The organism is Streptomyces sp. NPDC037273 (genome assembly GCF_055603625.1).
The window spans coordinates 170,129-188,823 of record NZ_JBVJVO010000013.1 but is presented as its reverse complement, the minus strand read 5'-3'; the positions used below and the strand labels follow the sequence as shown (position 1 = coordinate 188,823).

Annotated in this window: 2 protein-coding genes; both read left to right on the top strand. The window is 73.7% G+C overall.

Going from position 1 to position 18,695, the window contains the following annotated elements; all coding sequences use genetic code 11:
• The first annotated feature begins 63 nt into the window (after positions 1-63).
• The gene (locus ACZ7G1_RS29440; RefSeq protein ID WP_470871951.1) at positions 64-8,244 is read left to right on the top strand and encodes a non-ribosomal peptide synthetase; all 8,181 of its coding nucleotides are present in this window, start codon (positions 64-66) and stop codon (positions 8,242-8,244) included.
• Positions 8,241-18,539 (top strand): non-ribosomal peptide synthetase, encoded by a 10,299-nt coding sequence (locus ACZ7G1_RS29435; RefSeq protein WP_470871949.1) that lies wholly within the window; start codon positions 8,241-8,243, stop codon positions 18,537-18,539. The genes ACZ7G1_RS29440 and ACZ7G1_RS29435 overlap by 4 nt, the downstream gene beginning before the upstream one ends.
• Positions 18,540-18,695: the final 156 nt, after the last annotated feature.

Genomic DNA, 18,695 nt, shown 5'->3' with positions numbered 1-18,695 from the left:
CGGGATGTCCGGCACGCCGCGAGACCCGTGCACGCCCGAACCTTCGAGAATGGTGTCGAGAAGATGTCTCACCAGCACTCCGTCCAGGCCCCCGCCGTCGACATCGACGCGTACAACAGCACCTCGGTGCGGCTCCCCGAGGGGCCCCTGCACGAGCTGTTCGCCGCGCAGGCCGCCCGGACCCCGGACGCCGTGGCGCTGGTGTGCGGGGACCGCGAACTCTCCTACCGCGACCTGGACTCGGCCGCCACGGCCCTGGCCCACGTCCTGCGCGACCGGGGTGTGCGGCCCGGGGACGCCGTCGGCCTCTTCCAGGACCGCTCCCTCGCCTACGTGGTCGCCCTCCTCGCCGTCCTCAAGGCCGGCGGCGCCTACGTCCCCCTGGACCCGCGCCAGCCCGAGGAGCGGCGGGCCTTCATCCTCGCGGACACCGGCGCCGTCCTCCTCGTCACCGACCGCGAGGAGGCGGACGTCGCCTTCGCCGGCGACCTGCCCGTCATCCGCCTCACCGAGGACGTGACCGTCCCGAAGCGGGCCATGGGCTCCCTCGAAGTGCCGGTCCATCCTGACCAGTTGGCGTACGTGATGTACACCTCGGGTTCGAGTGGTACGCCGAAGGGTGTCGCGAACACCCACCGGAACGTCGTGGAGTTGGCGCTCGACCCGTGGTGGGGTGCGGGGGAGCGGCACCGCCGGGTGCTCGCGTACTCGCCGCTGGCCTTCGACTCGTCGACGTACGAGCTGTGGGTGCCGCTCCTGAGCGGCGGCACCGCTGTCGTCCTGCCCGCGCCCAAGCTGGACATCGCGGAGCTCGGTGACGCGCTGGTGCGGCACGGGATCACGGCCGTGTACTTCACGACGGCTCTGTTCGACGCGATGGCGTCGGAGGCGGTGGAGTCGCTGGCGGGTCTGGCGGAGATCTGGACCGGTGGTGACGTGCTTTCGCCGGTGGCGCTGCAGAAGGTGCTGGACGCCTGCCCGGAGACCTCGGTGGTCCATGCCTACGGGCCGACGGAGTCCACCGTGTTCTGCAGCTACCAGGCCTTCGGGCCGGGCGAGCGGACCGTCGAGCGACTGCACCTCGGCGTGCCGATGGCCAACACGCGGATGTACGTCCTCGACGAGGAACTGCGGCACGCGAAGACCGGGGCCGTCGGCGAGCTGTACGTGGCCGGCAGCCACCTCGCCTGGGGGTACGTGGGGCGCTCCGCCGTGAGCGCGGAGCGGTTCGTGGCGGATCCGTTCGGTCCGGCGGGGGAGCGGATGTACCGGACCGGGGACCTGGCCCGGTGGAACGAGTACGGCGAGATCGTCTTCGAGGGGCGCGCGGACCAGCAGGTGAAGCTGCGCGGCTTCCGCATCGAACTCGGCGAGATCGAGGGCGTGTTGGCGGAGCACTCCGCTGTGGCGCAGGCAGCCGTGATCGTCCGGGAGGACCGGCCCGGCGACAAGCGGCTCGTCGCCTACGTCGTCCCGGCGCCGGGGACCCGTGCCGACGGCGACGAGCTCCGGGCCCACGCCGCCGCGCGGCTCGCGGAGTACATGGTGCCGTCGGCGTTCGTCGAGCTGGCCGTGCTCCCGCTGACCGCCAACGGGAAGCTGGACCGGCGGGCGCTGCCCGCGCCGCTCGTCGGCGGCGCCGAGGGGCGGGCGCCCCGGACCCCGGCCGAGGAGGTGCTGTGCGGGCTGTTCGCCGACGCCCTCGGGCTGCCGGCGGTCTCCATCGACGACGACTTCTTCCGCCTCGGCGGGCACTCCCTGCTCGCCACCCGCCTCGTCGGCCGGGTCCGTACGGCCCTGGCCACCGAGCTCTCGCTGCGGGACTTCTTCCAGGAGCCGACCGTCGCCGGGCTCGCCCGGCTGATCGCCGCCGGAGCCGGTCAGGCGCTGCGGCCCGCGCTCACCGCCGCGGGCCGCTCCGACGACGACCTCCCGCTCTCCGCCGCCCAGCGGCGGCTGTGGTTCCTCGACCAGATGGAGGGGCCGTCCGCCACGTACAACATCCCGCTCGCCGTCCACCTGACCGGCGCCGTCGACCGGGAGGCGCTGCGGCAGGCCCTCGGCGACGTGATCGCCCGCCACGAGGTCCTGCGGACCAGCTACCCGGTCCACGAGGGCGAGCCCCGGCAGCACATCGCCGACGCCGCCGAGGTGGCCGTGCCGCTCACCGTCACGGCCGTCACCGAGGACGAACTGCCCGAGCGGCTCGCCGACGTGACCGCCCACCTCTTCGACCTGGCGACCGAACTCCCGCTGCACGCGGTCCTGTTCGAGCTCGCGCCGAACCGGTCCGTGCTCGCCCTGGTCGTGCACCACATCGCCTCCGACGGCTGGTCCAACACCCCGCTCATGCGGGACCTCGGCGCCGCCTACACGGCCCGCGCCGAGGGCGCCGCGCCCGAATGGGAGCCGCTGCCCGCCCAGTACGCCGACTACGCCCTGTGGCAGCGCGACCTGCTCGCCGACCACGAGGAGGGCCAGCTCGCCCACTGGCGCGAGGCGCTGGACCGGCTGCCCGCGGAGGTCACCCTGCCGACCAGCCGGCCCCGCCCGGTCGTGGCCTCCTACCGCGGCGCCACCCACGCCGTGCACTGCCCGGCCGACACCCACCAGGCCCTGTCCGCCCTGGCCAGGGAACACGGCGTGACCCTGTTCATGGTCGCGCAGGCCGCCACCGTGGCCCTGCTGTCCCGCTCCGGCGCGGGCACCGACATCCCGCTCGGCTCGCTCGTCGCCGGCCGCACCGACGAAGCCCTCGAAGACCTGGTCGGCTTCTTCGTCAACACCCTCGTGCTGCGCACCGACGCCTCCGGCGACCCGACCTTCCGCGAACTCCTCGACCGGGTCCGCGAGACCGACCTCGCGGCCTGGGCCCACCAGGAGCTGCCCTTCGACCGGCTCGTCGAGACGCTCAACCCCGAGCGCTCCGCCGCCCGCCACCCCCTCTTCCAGGTCATGCTCACCCTCGCCGAGGCCTCCGAGGCGGCACCCCGGCTGCCGGGCGTGCGGGCCGAGACACGGCAACTCAGCGCGGGCATCGCCAAGTTCGACCTCACCGTCAACTTCTACGAGCACCGCGACCGCGTCGGCCACCCGAGCGGCCTCGACATCGTCCTGGAGTACGCCACCGACCTCTACGACGCCGAGACCGTCGAGGCGGCCGCCGAGCGGCTCGCCCGGGTCCTGGACGCCGTGATCGCCGACCCGGACGTCAAGGTCGCCGACATCGAACTGCTCTCCGCGGAGCAGCGCCGCGCCCTGCTCGCCGACTACAACGACACCGCCACCGGCCTGCCCGAAGGTGCCCTGCACGAGCTGTTCGCCGCCCAGGCGGCCCGGACCCCGGACGCCGTGGCGCTGGTGTGCGGGAACCGTGAGCTCACGTACCGCGAGCTCGACCTGGCCTCCGACGCCTTCGCCCACCGCCTGGCCGGCCACGGCGTCCTGCCGGGTGCCGCCGTCGGCCTCTACCTCGACCGCTCGCCCGAGTTCATGGTCGCGGTCCTCGCCGTCCTCAAGGCCGGCGGCGCCTACGTCCCCCTGGACCCGCGCCAGCCCGGGGAACGCCTCGCCTTCATCCTCGCCGACACCGGCGCCCCCCTCCTGATCACCGACCGCCCGGCGGCCGACGTGGCCTTCGCCCGCGCCCTGCCGGTCATCGCCGCCCCCGACGTGCCGGCGCTGCTCGCCGAGCCCGTCGACGGTTCCTTCGAACTTCCGGTTCACCCGGACCAGTTGGCATACGTGATGTACACCTCGGGTTCGAGTGGTACGCCGAAGGGTGTCGCGAACACCCACCGGAACGTCGTCGAGTTGGCGCTCGACCCGTGGTGGGGTGCGGGGGAGCGGCACCGCCGGGTCCTCGCGTACTCGCCGCTGGCCTTCGACTCGTCGACGTACGAGCTGTGGGTGCCGCTCCTGAGCGGCGGCACCGCCGTCGTCCTGCCCGTCGCCAAGGTCGACGTCGCCGAGCTCGGTGACGCGCTGGTGCGGCACGGGATCACGGCCGTGTACTTCACGACGGCGCTGTTCGACGCGATGGCGTCGGAGGCGGTGGAGTCGCTGGCGGGCCTCGCGGAGATCTGGACGGGCGGTGACGTGCTTTCGCCGGTGGCGCTGCAGAAGGTGCTGGACGCCTGCCCGGAGACCTCGGTGGTCCACGCCTACGGGCCGACCGAGTCCACCGTGTTCTGCAGCTACCAGGCCTTCGGGCCGAGGGAACGGACCGTCGAGCGACTGCACCTCGGCGTCCCCATGGCCAACACCCGGATGTACGTGCTCGACGCCCGGCTGCGCCCGGTGGTCCCCGGAGTGGTGGGCGAGCTGTACGTGGCCGGCAGCCACCTCGCCTGGGGCTATGTGGGGCGGGCCGGGCTGTCGTCGGAGCGGTTCGTCGCCGACCCGTTCGGTCCGGCGGGGGAGCGGATGTACCGGACCGGGGACCTGGCCCGGTGGAACGAGTACGGCGAGATCGTCTTCGAGGGGCGCGCGGACCAGCAGGTGAAGCTGCGCGGCTTCCGCATCGAACTCGGCGAGATCGAGAGCGTGCTGGCGGAGGGCGCCGCCGTGGCCCAGGCCGCGGTGATCGTCCGCGAGGACCGCGCCGGGGACAAGCGGCTGGTCGCCTACGTGGTCCCCGCGCCGGGGGCCCGGGTCGACACCGACGGGCTGCGCCGGGAGTGCGCGCGGCGACTCGCCGAGTACATGGTGCCGTCGGCCTTCGTCGAGCTCGACGTCCTGCCGCTGACCGCCAACGGCAAGCTGGACCGGCGGGCGCTGCCCGCGCCGAGGCTCGGCTCCGGGCCGGGCGGGCGTCAGGGCCGTACGCCCGTCGAGGAGGTGCTGTGCGGGCTGTTCGCCGACGCTCTCGGGCTGCCGGCGGTCTCCATCGACGACGACTTCTTCCGCCTCGGCGGGCACTCCCTGCTCGGGACGCGGCTCGTCAGCCGCATCCGGCAGCTCCTCGGCGCGCAGGTGTCCGTGCGGGACCTGTTCCGCTGCCCGAGCGTCGCCCGGTTCGCGGAGTTCCTCGCCGAGAGCGACGGGGAGGACCGGCGCCCGGCGCTGGCGGCCGGGGTACGGCCCGAGCGGGTGCCGCTCTCCGCGGCCCAGCGGCGGCTGTGGTTCCTCGACCAGATGGAGGGGCCCTCCGCCACGTACAACATCCCCCTCGCCGTCCGTCTCACCGGCGCCCTCGACGCCGAGGCGCTGCGGCTGGCCCTGGTCGATGTCGTCGGCCGGCACGAGGCGCTGCGGACCGTCTTCCCGGCCGTCGAGGGCACGCCGCACCAGGTGGTCGTGGCGGCCGACGCGGCGCGCGTCGAGCTTCCCGTCATCCCGGCGACGAGCGAGGCGCTGGCCGCCGTGCTGCGCGACCTGTCCGCGACGACCTTCGACCTCTCCCGCGAACTGCCCTTCCGCGCCGACCTGGTGAGGATCGCCGACGACGAGCACGTGCTGCTCCTCGTCACCCACCACATCGCCTCCGACGGCTGGTCCAACACGCCCCTCATGCGGGACCTCGGCGCCGCCTACACGGCCCGCGTCGAGGGCGAGGCACCCGACTGGGAGCCGCTGCCCGTCCAGTACGCCGACTACGCGCTGTGGCAGGAGGCGCTGCTCGCCGCCGACGAGGAGCGTCAGCTCGCCTACTGGCGCGGCGCCCTGGAGCGGCTGCCGGAGGAGGTGACGCTGCCCGCCGACCGGGCGCGGCCGGCCACCGCCTCCTACCGGGGCGCCTCGCTCACCGTGCAGTGCCCCGCCGACCTGCACAAGGCGCTCACCCGCCTGGCCAGGGAGAACGGCACGACGCTCTTCATGGTGGCGCAGGCGGCCACCGCCGTCCTCCTGTCCCGCTCGGGCGCCGGGGCCGACATCCCGCTCGGCTCGCCGGTCGCGGGCCGCACCGACGAGGCCCTGGACGACCTGGTCGGCTTCTTCGTCAACACGCTGGTCCTGCGGACCGACGTCAGCGGCAACCCGACGTTCCGGGAGCTCCTGGAGCGGGTGCGGGCCACCGACCTGGCGGCCTGGGCCCACCAGGACGTCCCCTTCGACCGGCTGGTCGAGACCCTCAACCCCGAGCGTTCGGCGGCCCGCCACCCGCTCTTCCAGGTCATGCTGTCCGTCACCGACGCGGCCGGCCCGGTGCCCGAACTCGGCGGCCTGCGCGCCGAGTCGGAGTTCACCACCCTCGACATCGCCAAGTTCGACCTGACGTTCACCTTCCACGAGCACCGGGCGGCCGACGGCGGCCCGGCCGGCCTCGGCATCACCGTCGAGTACGCCACCGACCTGTACGAGGCGGCCGGGGTCTCGGCCGTCACCGCCCGCCTGGTACGGCTCCTCGAAGCGGCGGCCGGCTCCCCCGACATCCCGATCGCCGACCTCGACGTCCTGGCGGCCGACGAGCGCAGGCAGCTCCTCGACACCTGGCACGGCACCCCGCACGCCCGCCCCGCCGCCTCCCTGCCGGAGCTGTTCGCCGCGCAGGTCGCCCGCACCCCGGACGCCGTCGCCGTCACCCTGGGCGGACAGCGCCTGACGTACGCGGAACTCGACCGGCGCGCCAACCGGCTGGCCCACCGGCTGATCTCCGAGGGCGTACGGCCCGGCTCGCGCGTGATCCTCTTCCTGGAGCGCTCGCTGGAGGCCGTGGTCGCGATCCTCGCCGTGGTGAAGGCTGGCGCGGTCTACGTACCGCTGGACACCCGCTATCCCACGGACCGCATCGAACTCATCGTGCGCATGTCCGGCGGCAGCCTCTTCCTCACCGACCGCGAGCTCGCCGGCCTCGAACTGCCCAAGGGCGCCACGGCCTTGAGTGTGACGGACGCCACCGACGGACTGCCGGACACGGCACCCGAGGTCGTCGTCCACCCCGAGCAGCTCGCCTACGCGATGTTCACCTCGGGCTCGACCGGTGTGCCGAAGGGCGTCGCCGTCACCCACCGCAACGTCGCCGAGCTGGCCGCCGACACCCTCTTCACGACCGACGTCCACCGCCGGGTCCTGCTCCACTCGCCGCTCGCCTTCGACGCCACGACGTACGAGCTGTGGGCCCCGCTGCTCTCCGGCGGCACCCTGGTCGTCGCCCCGCCCGGTCTCCTCGACACGGCCGCCCTCGCGACCGTCCTCGCCGAGGAGTCGATCACCGGCCTGTGGCTGACCGTCGGCCTGTTCCGGCTCGTCGCCGAGGAGAACCCGGCCGCCTTCGCGGGCCTGGGGGAGGTGTGGACGGGCGGTGACGTCGTCCCGCCGGAGGCCGTACGGCGGGTCATGGACGCCTGCCCGAACCTGACCGTGGTCAACGCCTACGGACCCACCGAGACCACCACCTTCGCCACCTCCCACACCCTGCACCGGCCCTTCGACTACGACGGCGCCCTCCCCATCGGCCGCCCCCTCGACAACACCCGCCTCTACGTCCTCGACGAGCACCTCGGGCTGCTGCCCGCCGGCGTCCAGGGCGAGCTGTACATCGCGGGCACCGGACTCGCCCAGGGCTACCTGGACCGGCCGGCGCTCACCGCCGAACGGTTCGTCGCCGACCCGTACGGCCCCCCGGGCTCACGGATGTACCGCACCGGCGACCTGGTCCGCTGGTCCCGGGACGGCGAGATCGAGTACCTGGGCCGCGCCGACCAGCAGGTGAAGCTGCGCGGCTTCCGCATCGAGCCCGGCGAGATCGAGTCGGCCCTCCTGGCCCACCCGTCCGTCGGCCAGGCCGCGGTCGTCGTCCGCGAGGACCGGCCCGGCGACAAGCGCCTCGTCGCCTACGTCGTCGGACACGGCGACACCGCCCCCGACACCGACGCCCTGCGGGCGCACGCCGGGGAACTCCTGCCCGACTACATGGTCCCGTCGGCCTTCATGGCCCTCGACGCCCTGCCGCTCACCGGCAACGGCAAGATCGACCGCCGCGCCCTGCCCGCACCACCGGCCCCGGCCGCCGCCGGCGGACGCAAGCCGCGCAACCCGCGCGAGGAAGTCCTCTGCGGCCTCTTCGCCGACGTCCTCGGCCTCCCCACGGTCTCCATCGACGACGACTTCTTCCGCCTCGGCGGGCACTCCCTGCTCGCCACGCGCCTCGTCAGCCGGATCCGCACCGCCCTCGGGGCCGAACTCCCGGTCCCCGCCCTCTTCGAGAACCCGAACGTGGCCAGCCTGTCGGAGCGGCTCGACCGCGCCCAGAGCGCGCGCCCGAAACTGCGGCCGATGCGCCGGATGGGAGCCTCCCAGTGATCCCCCTGTCATACGCCCAGCAGCGCCTGTGGTTCCTCGCCCAGCTCGAGGGCCCCTCGGCCACCTACAACATCCCGCTGGCGCTCCGCCTCACCGGCGCCCTCGACACCGACGCGCTGACCCTCGCCCTCGGCGACGTCGTCGCCCGCCACGAGAGCCTGCGCACGGTCTACCCCGAGCGCGACGGCACCCCCCACCAGGAGATCCTCGCCGCCGGGGACGTCCGGCTCGACCTGCCGGTCCTGCCGGCCACCGAGGCCGGCCTCGCCGACGTCCTCGCCGCCGAGTCCGCCCACGTCTTCGACCTCGCCACCGACCTGCCCGTCGAGGCCCGCCTGATCCGCCTCGACGACGAGGGACGCGGCGAGGAACCCGAGCACGTGCTCCTCGTCGTCATGCACCACATCGCCTCCGACGGCTGGTCCATCGCGCCCCTGCTCCGCGACCTCGCCCACGCCTACCGGGCACGCACCGCGGGCCACGCCCCCGAGCAGGAGCCCCTGGAGATCCAGTACGCCGACTACACCCTCTGGCAGCACGAACTGCTCGGCGACGCCGACGCCGAGGACAGCGTGATGGCGCTCCAGACCGCCTACTGGCGCGAGCGGCTCGCCGGCCTCCCCGCCGAGGCCACCCTGCCGGCGGACCGGCCCCGCCCCGCCGTCGCCTCCTACCGCGGCGACACCCGCGGCCTGCACTGCCCGCCCGCGACCCACGCGGCGCTCGTCGACCTCGCCAAGGAGAGCGGCGCCACCCTGTTCATGGCGGCGCAGGCGGCCCTCGCGACCGTCCTCGCCGCCTCCGGCGCCGGCACCGACGTCCCCGTCGGCTCCCCGGTCGCCGGCCGCACCGACGAGGCCCTCGACGACCTCGTGGGATTCTTCGTCAACACGCTGGTGCTCCGCACCGACGTGAGCGGCGACCCGACGTTCCGCGAGCTCCTGGAGCGGGTCCGGACCACCGACCTCGGCGCCTGGGCCCACCAGGACCTGCCGTTCGACCGGCTCGTCGAGGCCCTCAACCCGGAGCGCACCGGCGACCGCCACCCCCTCTTCCAGGTGATGCTGACCCTGGTGCAGGCCGGAGCCGCCGACGCCGGAGCCGACTTCCCCGGCCTGCGGACCCGCGCCGAGTACTCGCCGACCAGCACCGCCAAGTTCGACCTCACCGTCGGCTTCGACGAGCACCTCACCCCCGACGGCCGGCCCGGCGGCATCGACATCACCGCCGAGTACGCCACCGACCTGTACGACCCCGAGACCGTCGAGGCCCTCCTCGCCCGCCTCGGCCGCCTGCTCACCGAGGCCGTCGCCCACCCCGACACCCCGCTCTCCGGGCTCGACCTGCTCGACCCCGCCGAGCGCACCCTGCTCCTCGACACCTGGACCGGCCGCGCCACCCCCGTGCCGGAGGCCTCGATCGCCGAACTGTTCGCCGCGCAGGCCGCCCGCACCCCGGACGCCGTCGCCCTCACCCAGGGCGCCCGCAGCCTCACGTACGCCGAGGTCGACGCCGTGACCAACCGGTTCGCCCACCACCTCGGCTCGCTCGGCGTCGGACCCGAGACCGTCGTCGCCGTCCTGATGGAACGCTCGGCCGACCTCGTCCTGTCCCTGCTCGCCATCACCAAGGCCGGCGGCGTCTACGCCCCCCTCAACGCCGTCGACCCGGCCTCCCGGCTCAGCCGCATCCTCGCCGACACGGCCGCGCCCGTCCTCCTCGTCGACCCGGCCCTCGCCGACCACGAGATCCTCGCCGAGGCGACCGGCGTGCGCACGGTCCTCGTCGACGGACTCGACCACGACCCGGCGCTCGACGCCCACCCGGCGACCGCCCCCGAGGTCCACACCCACCCCGACCAGTGGCTGTACGTCATGTTCACCTCGGGCTCGACCGGCGTGCCGAAGGGCGTCGCCATCACCCACCGCAACGTCGCCGAACTCGCCCTCGACCACCGCTGGACCCGGCCCGCCCACACCCGCGTCCTCTTCCACTCCCCGCACACCTTCGACGCCTCGACCTTCGAACTGTGGGTGCCCTGGCTCACCGGCGGCACCGTCTCCGTCGCCCCGCCCGGAGTCCTCGACACGGCCGCCCTCGCGAACGTCCTCGCCGAACAGTCGATCACCGGCCTGTGGCTGACCGTCGGCCTGTTCCGGCTCGTCGCCGAAGAGGACCCGGCCGCCTTCGCGGGCCTGGGGGAGGTGTGGACCGGTGGTGACGTCGTCCCGCCGGAGGCCGTACGCCGGGTCATGGACGCCTGCCCCGACCTGACCGTGGTCAACGCCTACGGCCCCACCGAGACCACCACCTTCGCCACCTCCCACCCGCTCCACCGGCCCTTCGACTACGACGGCTCCCTGCCCATCGGCCGCGCCCTCGACAACACCCGCCTCTACGTCCTCGACGACCACCTCGGACTCGTCGCCCCCGGCGTCCCCGGCGAGCTGTACATCGGCGGCGCCGGACTCGCCCGCGGCTACCTCGGCCGCCCCGCCCAGACCGCCGAGCGCTTCGTCGCCGACCCCCACGGGCCCGCCGGCTCCCGCATGTACCGCACCGGCGACCTCGTCCGCTGGTCCCGGGACGGCGAGATCGAGTTCCTCGGCCGCGCCGACCAGCAGGTGAAGCTGCGCGGCTTCCGCATCGAGCCCGGCGAGATCGAGTCGGCCCTCATGGCCCACGGCTCCGTCGGCCAGGCCGCGGTCGTCGTCCGCGAGGACCGGCCCGGCGACAAGCGCCTCGTCGCCTACGTCGTCGGCACGGGCGACGGCACCGGCGCCCTCGACGTCGCCGCCCTGCGCCGCCACGCCGGCGACGCCCTGCCCGACTACATGGTCCCCTCCGCCTTCGTCGTCCTCGACGCCCTGCCGCTCACCACCAACGGCAAGCTCGACCGCCGCGCCCTGCCCCAGCCCGTGCTGAGCGGCGAGAGCGACGGCCGCGCCCCGCGCAACCCGGTCGAGGAGGTGCTGTGCGGACTGTTCGCCGACGTCCTCGGCCGCCCGTCCGTCACCGTCGACGACCACTTCCTGCGCCTCGGCGGCCACTCCCTGCTCGCCACGCGCCTCGTCAGCCGGATCCGCGCGGCCCTCGGCGCCCGCATCACCGTCCGCGACATCTTCCAGCACCCGACCGTCGCCCAGCTCGCCGAACTCGTCGCGGCCGGCAGCGGCGAACCGGCGCGCCCCGCGCTCACCGTCCAGGACAGGCCCGAGCGCATACCGCTCTCCTCCGCCCAGCAACGCCTCTGGTTCCTCGACCAGTTGGAAGGCCCCTCGGCCACCTACAACATCCCGATGGCCCTCCGCCTCACCGGCGCCCTCGACGCCGAGGCCCTGCGCCGCGCGCTCACCGACGTCGTCGTACGCCACGAAGCCCTGCGGACCGTCTTCCGCACCGCCGACGGCGAGGCCTTCCAGCACGTCCTGCCCGCCGACGGCATCGACGTCCCGCTGCCCACCGTGCCGGCCACCGAGGAGACCCTCGCCGCCCTGCTCGCCGACGAGAGCGCCAAGGTCTTCGACCTCACCGCCGAACTCCCGCTGCGCGCCGCCCTCCTCGCCCTCGCGGACGACCGGCACGTCCTGGTGGTCGTCGCCCACCACATCGCCTCCGACGGCTGGTCGAACGCCCCCTTCTTCGCCGACCTCGCCCGCGCCTACCAGGCCCGCACCGAGGGCACGACCCCCGAGTGGGCGCCGCTCCCGGTCCAGTACGCCGACTACACCCTCTGGCAGCGCGACCTGCTCGACTCCGAGCAGCTGCCCCAACTCGACTTCTGGCGCCAGGCCTTGGACGGCCTCCCCGAAGAGGCGACGCTCCCCGCGGACCACCCGCGGCCGGCCGTCGCCTCCTACCAGGGCGCCACGCTCACCGTGTCCTGCCCCGCCCCGGTCCACCGGGCGCTGACCGGGCTGGCACGCGAGACAGGCACCACCGCCTTCATGGTCGCCCAGGCGGCCGTGGCGACCGTCCTCGCGCGGTGCGGTGCCGGAACAGATGTCCCGATCGGTTCGCCGGTCGCGGGGCGGACGGATCAGGCTCTCGACGATCTCGTGGGCTTCTTCGTCAACACGTTGGTTCTGCGTACGGATGTGGGTGGTGATCCCACCTTCCGTGAGGTGTTGGGCCGGGTGCGGGAAACGGATCTTGCCGCATGGGCTCATCAGGACCTTCCGTTCGATCGGCTCGTCGAGGTGCTCAACCCCGAGCGCTCGGCGTCCCGGCATCCGTTGTTCCAGGTGATGCTCACCGTGGGTGACACGGCGGTGGGCGCACCTGGACTCGGAGACCTCCGGGCCGAGTTCGTGGCACCGGAGCTGCGGATCGCCAAGTTCGACCTGACCTTCGCCTTCGGCGAGCGCCGGACGACCGACGGCACTCCCGACGGACTCGACATCACCGTCGAGTACGCCACCGACCTCTACGAGCGCTCCACCGCCCAGGCCGTCGCCGAGCGCCTCGTCCACCTCCTCACCTCCGCCGTCGCCGACCCCGACCTCCCGGTCTCCCGCCTGGCCCTCCTCACCGACGACGAGACCCACCGCCTCGCCCTGTGGTCCGGCCCCGCCACCGAGGCCCCCCGCCTCGGCCTCGACGGCCTCTTCTCCGGCCAGGCCGCCCGCTCGCCGCAGGCACCCGCGCTGCTCTTCGAGGACCAGGTGATCTCGTACGAGGACCTGGACGTCTGGTCCAACCGCCTCGCCCGCCACCTGACGGACCGCGGGGTACGCCCCGGGGACCTGGTGGGCATCCACGTGGAGCGCTCGCCGCACATGGTGGCCGCGCTGCTCGCCGTACTGAAGGCAGGCGCCGGCTACACGATGCTCGACCCGCAGTTCCCCGTCGAGCGCCTCAACGGCGTCCTCACCCAGGTCGCTCCGTCGGCCCTGATCACCCAGACGCACCTGGCGCGCCTCCGTACGGACGCGGTCGTCGTGGACCTGACCGCCGAGGCCGGCGAGATCAGCGGACTGCCGGGCGCGGCGGTGGAGACGGGCGGTACGCCGGAGTCGGTGGCCTGCGTGATGTTCACGTCGGGCTCGACCGGCCTTCCGAAGGGCGTCATGGCGTCCCACCGGGCGCTCGCGGCGACGTTCGTCGGCCCCGCCTACCTGGCCTTCGGCCCGCAGCAGACGTTCCTGCAGTGCTCGCCGGTGTCCTGGGACGCCTTCGCCCTCGAAGTCTTCGGCCCGCTCCTGCACGGCGGTGTCTGTGTCCTCCAGCCCGGTCAGCACACCGACCCGAACCTGATCGCGGAGCTGGTCGAGCAGCACCAGGTGACGACCCTCCAGATGTCCGCGAGCCTCTTCAACCACATGCTCGACGAACACCCCGCCGTCTTCCGGGAGATCCGCGAGGCCATGACCGCCGGCGAGGCCGCCTCGCCCGCGCACGTCACCCGCGCCCTCACCGACCACCCCCAGCTCCACCTCCTCAACGGCTACGGCCCCGCCGAGAGCATGGGCTTCACCACGGCCTTCGTCATCGAGCGCGAGGGCGCGGCCGGTGCGGCGAGCATCCCGGTCGGGGGTCCGCTGTACGGCAAGCACGCCTATGTCCTGGACGAGAACCTGGAGTTGGTGGCACCCGGGGTGCCCGGTGAGCTGTACGTGGCCGGTCACGGTCTCGCGCACGGTTACATCGGTCAGCCGGCCCTGTCCGCCGACCGGTTCGTGGCCAACCCGCACGGTCCGGCCGGCGCCCGGATGTACCGCACCGGTGACCTGGCCCGCTGGAACAAGCAGGGCGCCCTGGAGTACCTCGGCCGCGGCGACGAGCAGATCAAGCTGCGCGGCTTCCGGATCGAACCGGGCGAGATCGAGGCGGCGTTGATGGCCCACGACGCCGTCGTCCAGGCGGCTGCCGTCGTACGGGAGGACCAGCCCGGCGACAAGCGCCTGGTCGCCTACGTGGTCGCGGCGGCGACGTCCGAGGAGCTGCGCCGGCACGTCGTCGCGCGCCTCCCCGAGCACCTGGTGCCCTGCGCGTTCGTGGTCCTGGACGAGCTGCCCCGTACCGTCAACGGCAAGCTCGACCGGCGCGCACTGCCCGCCCCCGAGACCGGCGGCACGTCCGAGGGCGGACGGGCCCCGCGCAACCCCGCCGAGGAGATCCTCTGCGGACTCTTCGCCGACACCCTCGGCCTGGACGCGGTCGGGCTCGACGACAACTTCTTCCACCGCGGCGGACACTCCCTGCGCGCCACGAAGCTCACCTCGAAGATCCGCGACGCGTTCGGCGTACGGCTCGGAGTGCGGGAGATCTTCCAGCACCCCACCGTGGCCCGGCTCGCCGAGCTGATCGCGGTGAGCGGCGGCGAGGAGGAGCGCCCCGCGCTGACGGCCGGCGAGCGGCCCGAGCGCCTTCCGCTCTCGTCCGCCCAGCAACGGCTTTGGTTCCTCGACCAGTTGGAGGGGCCTTCGCCCACGTACAACATCCCGCTGGCCGTACGGCTGACCGGCGCCCTCGACGTGGACGCGCTGCGTCGCGCGCTCGCCGACGTCGTCGTACGCCACGAATCCCTTCGGACTTCCTTCCCCTCGGAGGGAGGACTGCCTCACCAGGCGGTCCGGCCTCTCGCGGCGAACGGCCTCGCGCTCCCGGTGACCCCGGTGACGGAGGAATCGCTGCCCCAGGTGCTGGCCGGACTGTCCGGCACCACGTTCGACCTCTCCACGGATCTGCCCATCCGCGCCGATCTGCTGGAGCTGTCCCCCGGGGAGCACGTGCTCCTGTTGGTGATGCACCACATCGCCTCCGACGGCTGGTCGAACGGCCCGCTCCTGCGGGACCTCGCCGCGGCGTACACGGCCCGCGGCGAGGGAGCCGCCCCCGAGTGGGCGCCGCTCCCGGTCCAGTACGCCGACTACACCCTGTGGCAGCGGAGTCTCCTCGCCATCGATGAGGAGCGCCATCTCGCCTTCTGGCGCGAGCGACTGGCCGAACTGCCCGAGGAGGCGACGCTCCCGGCCGACCGGCCGCGGCCCGCCGTCGCCTCCTATCGCGGGGCCACCCACGAGGTGACCGCCCCCGCCCATACGCACGCCGCCCTGACCGGGCTGGCGCGTGAGACCGGAACCACCCTGTTCATGGTCGCCCAGGCCGCCGTCGCCACCGTGCTCGCGCGGTGCGGCGGCGGGGTAGACGTCCCGATCGGTTCGCCGGTCGCGGGGCGGACGGATCAGGCTCTCGACGATCTCGTGGGCTTCTTCGTCAACACGTTGGTTCTGCGTACGGATGTGGGTGGTGATCCCACCTTCCGTGAGGTGTTGGGCCGGGTGCGGGAAACGGATCTTGCCGCATGGGCTCATCAGGACCTTCCGTTCGATCGGCTCGTCGAGGTGCTCAACCCCGAGCGCTCGGCGTCCCGGCATCCGTTGTTCCAGGTGATGCTCACCGTGGGTGACACGGCGGTGGGCGCACCTGGACTCGGAGATCTTCAGGCCGAGTTCGTGGCACCGGAGCTGCGGATCGCGAAGTTCGACCTGACCTTCGCCTTCGGCGAGCGCCGGACGGCCGACGGCACTCCCGACGGACTCGACATCACGGTCGAGTACGCCACCGACCTCTACGACCCCAGCACGATCGAGCGCCTCGCGGAGCGCATGCTGCTCCTCCTGGACGCCGCCGCCAGCGCCCCCGACACGGCCGTCGGCTCCCTCCCGATCCTTCCCGAGGAGGAGCGCGACCAGCTCGCCCTGTGGTCCGGCCCGGCCACCGAGGCCCCCCGCCTCGGCCTGGACGGCCTCTTCTCCGAGCAGGCCGCCCGCTCGCCGCAGGCGCCGGCCCTGGTCTTCGAGGACCAGGTGATCTCGTACGAGGACCTGGACGTCTGGTCCAACCGCCTCGCCCGCCACCTGACCGGCCGGGGAGTCCGGCCGGGCGATCTCGTGGGCATCCACGTCGAGCGTTCGCCGCACATGGTGGCCGCGCTGCTCGCCGTACTGAAGGCGGGCGCCGGATACACGATGCTCGACCCGCTGTTCCCGGTGGAGCGCCTCAACGGCGTCCTCGCCCAGGTGGCGCCGGCCGCGCTCCTCACCCAGACGCACCTGGCGAAGCTGAGCACCAGCGCCGAGGTCGTGGACCTGACCGCCGAAGCGGCCGAGGTCGGCGGCGTATCGGGCGCGGCGGTGGAGACCGGCGGATCGCCGGAGTCGGTGGCCTGCGTGATGTTCACCTCCGGCTCCACGGGCCGCCCGAAGGGCGTCATGGCGTCCCACCGGGCCCTTGCGGCGACGTTCGTCGGCCCCGACTACCTGGCCTTCGGCCCCGAGCAGAGCTTCCTGCAGTGCTCCCCGGTCTCGTGGGACGCCTTCGCCCTGGAGGTCTTCGGGCCGCTGCTCCACGGCGGTGTCTGTGTCCTCCAGCCGGGCCAGCACACCGACCCCAACCTCATCGCCGAGCTGGTCGAGCAGCACCAGGTGACCACGCTCCAGATGTCCGCGAGCCTCTTCAACCACATGCTCGACGAACACCCGCGGACCTTCTCCCACCTCAAGGAGGCCATGACCGCCGGTGAGGCCGCGTCCCCGGCCCACACGGCCCGCGCCCTGGCCCACCACCCCGGCCTGCACCTCCTCAACGGCTACGGTCCGGCCGAGAGCATGGGCTTCACCACGGCGCACGTGATCGAGCCGGGCGTCGCCGCCGGTGCGGCGAGCATCCCGGTCGGCGGTCCGCTGTTCGGCAAGCACGCCTATGTCCTGGACGAGAACCTGGAGTTGGTGGCCCCGGGCGTGCCCGGTGAGCTGTACGTGGCGGGCCACGGTCTCGCGCACGGTTACATCGGCCAGCCGGCCCTGTCCGCCGACCGGTTCGTGGCCAACCCGCACGGTCCGGCCGGTGCCCGGATGTACCGCACCGGTGACCTGGCCCGCTGGAACAAGCAGGGCGCCCTGGAGTACCTCGGGCGTGGCGACGAGCAGATCAAGCTGCGCGGCTTCCGGATCGAACCGGGCGAGATCGAGGCGGCGCTCCTCGCGCACCCGGCGGTGGCGCAGGCGGCGGCGGTCGTACGGGAGGACAGGCCCGGCGACAAGCGGCTCGTCGCCTACGTCGTGGCGGCGCCCGGCGAGGCCCCGACGGTGGAGGAGCTGCGGAGGCGGGCGACGGTCCGGCTGCCGGAGTACATGGTGCCGTCGGCGTTCGTGGTCCTGGACGAGCTGCCCCGTACCGTCAACGGCAAGCTCGACCGGCGGGCGCTGCCCGTACCGGACACCGGTGCCGGGGCCGAAGGCGGACGTGCCCCGCGCAACCCCGCCGAGGAGATCCTCTGCGGACTGTTCGCGGACAACCTCGGTCTGGACTCGGTCGGCATCGACGACAACTTCTTCCACCGGGGCGGCCACTCGCTGCGCGCCACGCTGCTCATCAGCCGCATCCGGGCCGTCTGGGACACCCGCATCACCATCAGCGACCTGTTCCAGAGCCCCACGCCCGCCCTGCTCGCCGAACACATCGCGGCGGGCAGCGGAGGCGACCCGATGGGCACCGTGCTGCCCATCAGGGCCGTCGCGGAGGCGAACTCCGGCGAACCGCCGCTGTTCTGCGTCCACGCCGTGTCCGGGATGAGCTGGGGGTACGCGGGGCTGCTGCCGCACCTCGACCAGGACCGGCCGGTCATCGCCCTCCAGGCCCGCAGGCTGAGCGGCCCGGAGGGGGCGCCGGGGTCCATCGAGGAGATGGCCGACGACTACCTCGCCGAGATCCGCGCGGTCCAGCCGCACGGCCCGTACCACCTGCTCGGCTGGTCCTTCGGCGGGCTCGTCGCGCACGCCGTCGCCGCCCGGCTCGAAGCGGCCGGGGAAGAGGTCGCGCTGCTCGCCCTCCTCGACTCCTACCCGCTGCCCGACGGGTTCCGCGCCCCGGAGATCGACGGCCGGCACGTCCTGACCGCCCTCCTCGGCACCGCCGGCGAGACGCTGCCGGTGCGCTGCGCGGACACGGCGCCGGACATCGCGGAACTCGCCGAGGCGCTCCGGGCGGCTGACCCCGTCCTCGGCGCCCTGGAGCACGCTCAGGCCGCGGCCGTCGTCGCGGCCACCCTCGACAACCTGCGGCTGCGCTACCGGTACGTGCCCGGCGTCGGGTTCGGCGGCGACGCGGTGTTCTTCGACGCCACCGGCACCCCCGCGCCCCTGTCCGGGGCCGAGGCCTGGGCACCGTACATCGCGGGCCGCGTCGAGGAGTTCGCCGTCGACTGCGAGCACGCCCGGATGACCGAGGCGGAGCCGCTGCGGGCGATCGGCCGGGTCCTGGCCCGCAGGCTGCGGCCCGCGCGCATCTGAACCAGCGGCGCGACCCGGGGCCCGTACGGCGGAACCACCGCCGTACGGGCCCCGGCGCGTGCAGCGCGGGGGAGTGCCGCCGGCGGGCCGCCGGACGGGACCGCCCCGTGCCCGCCGTCCGTGGCCCCCGCCTGTACCGCGTCGCCGAACTGCCCG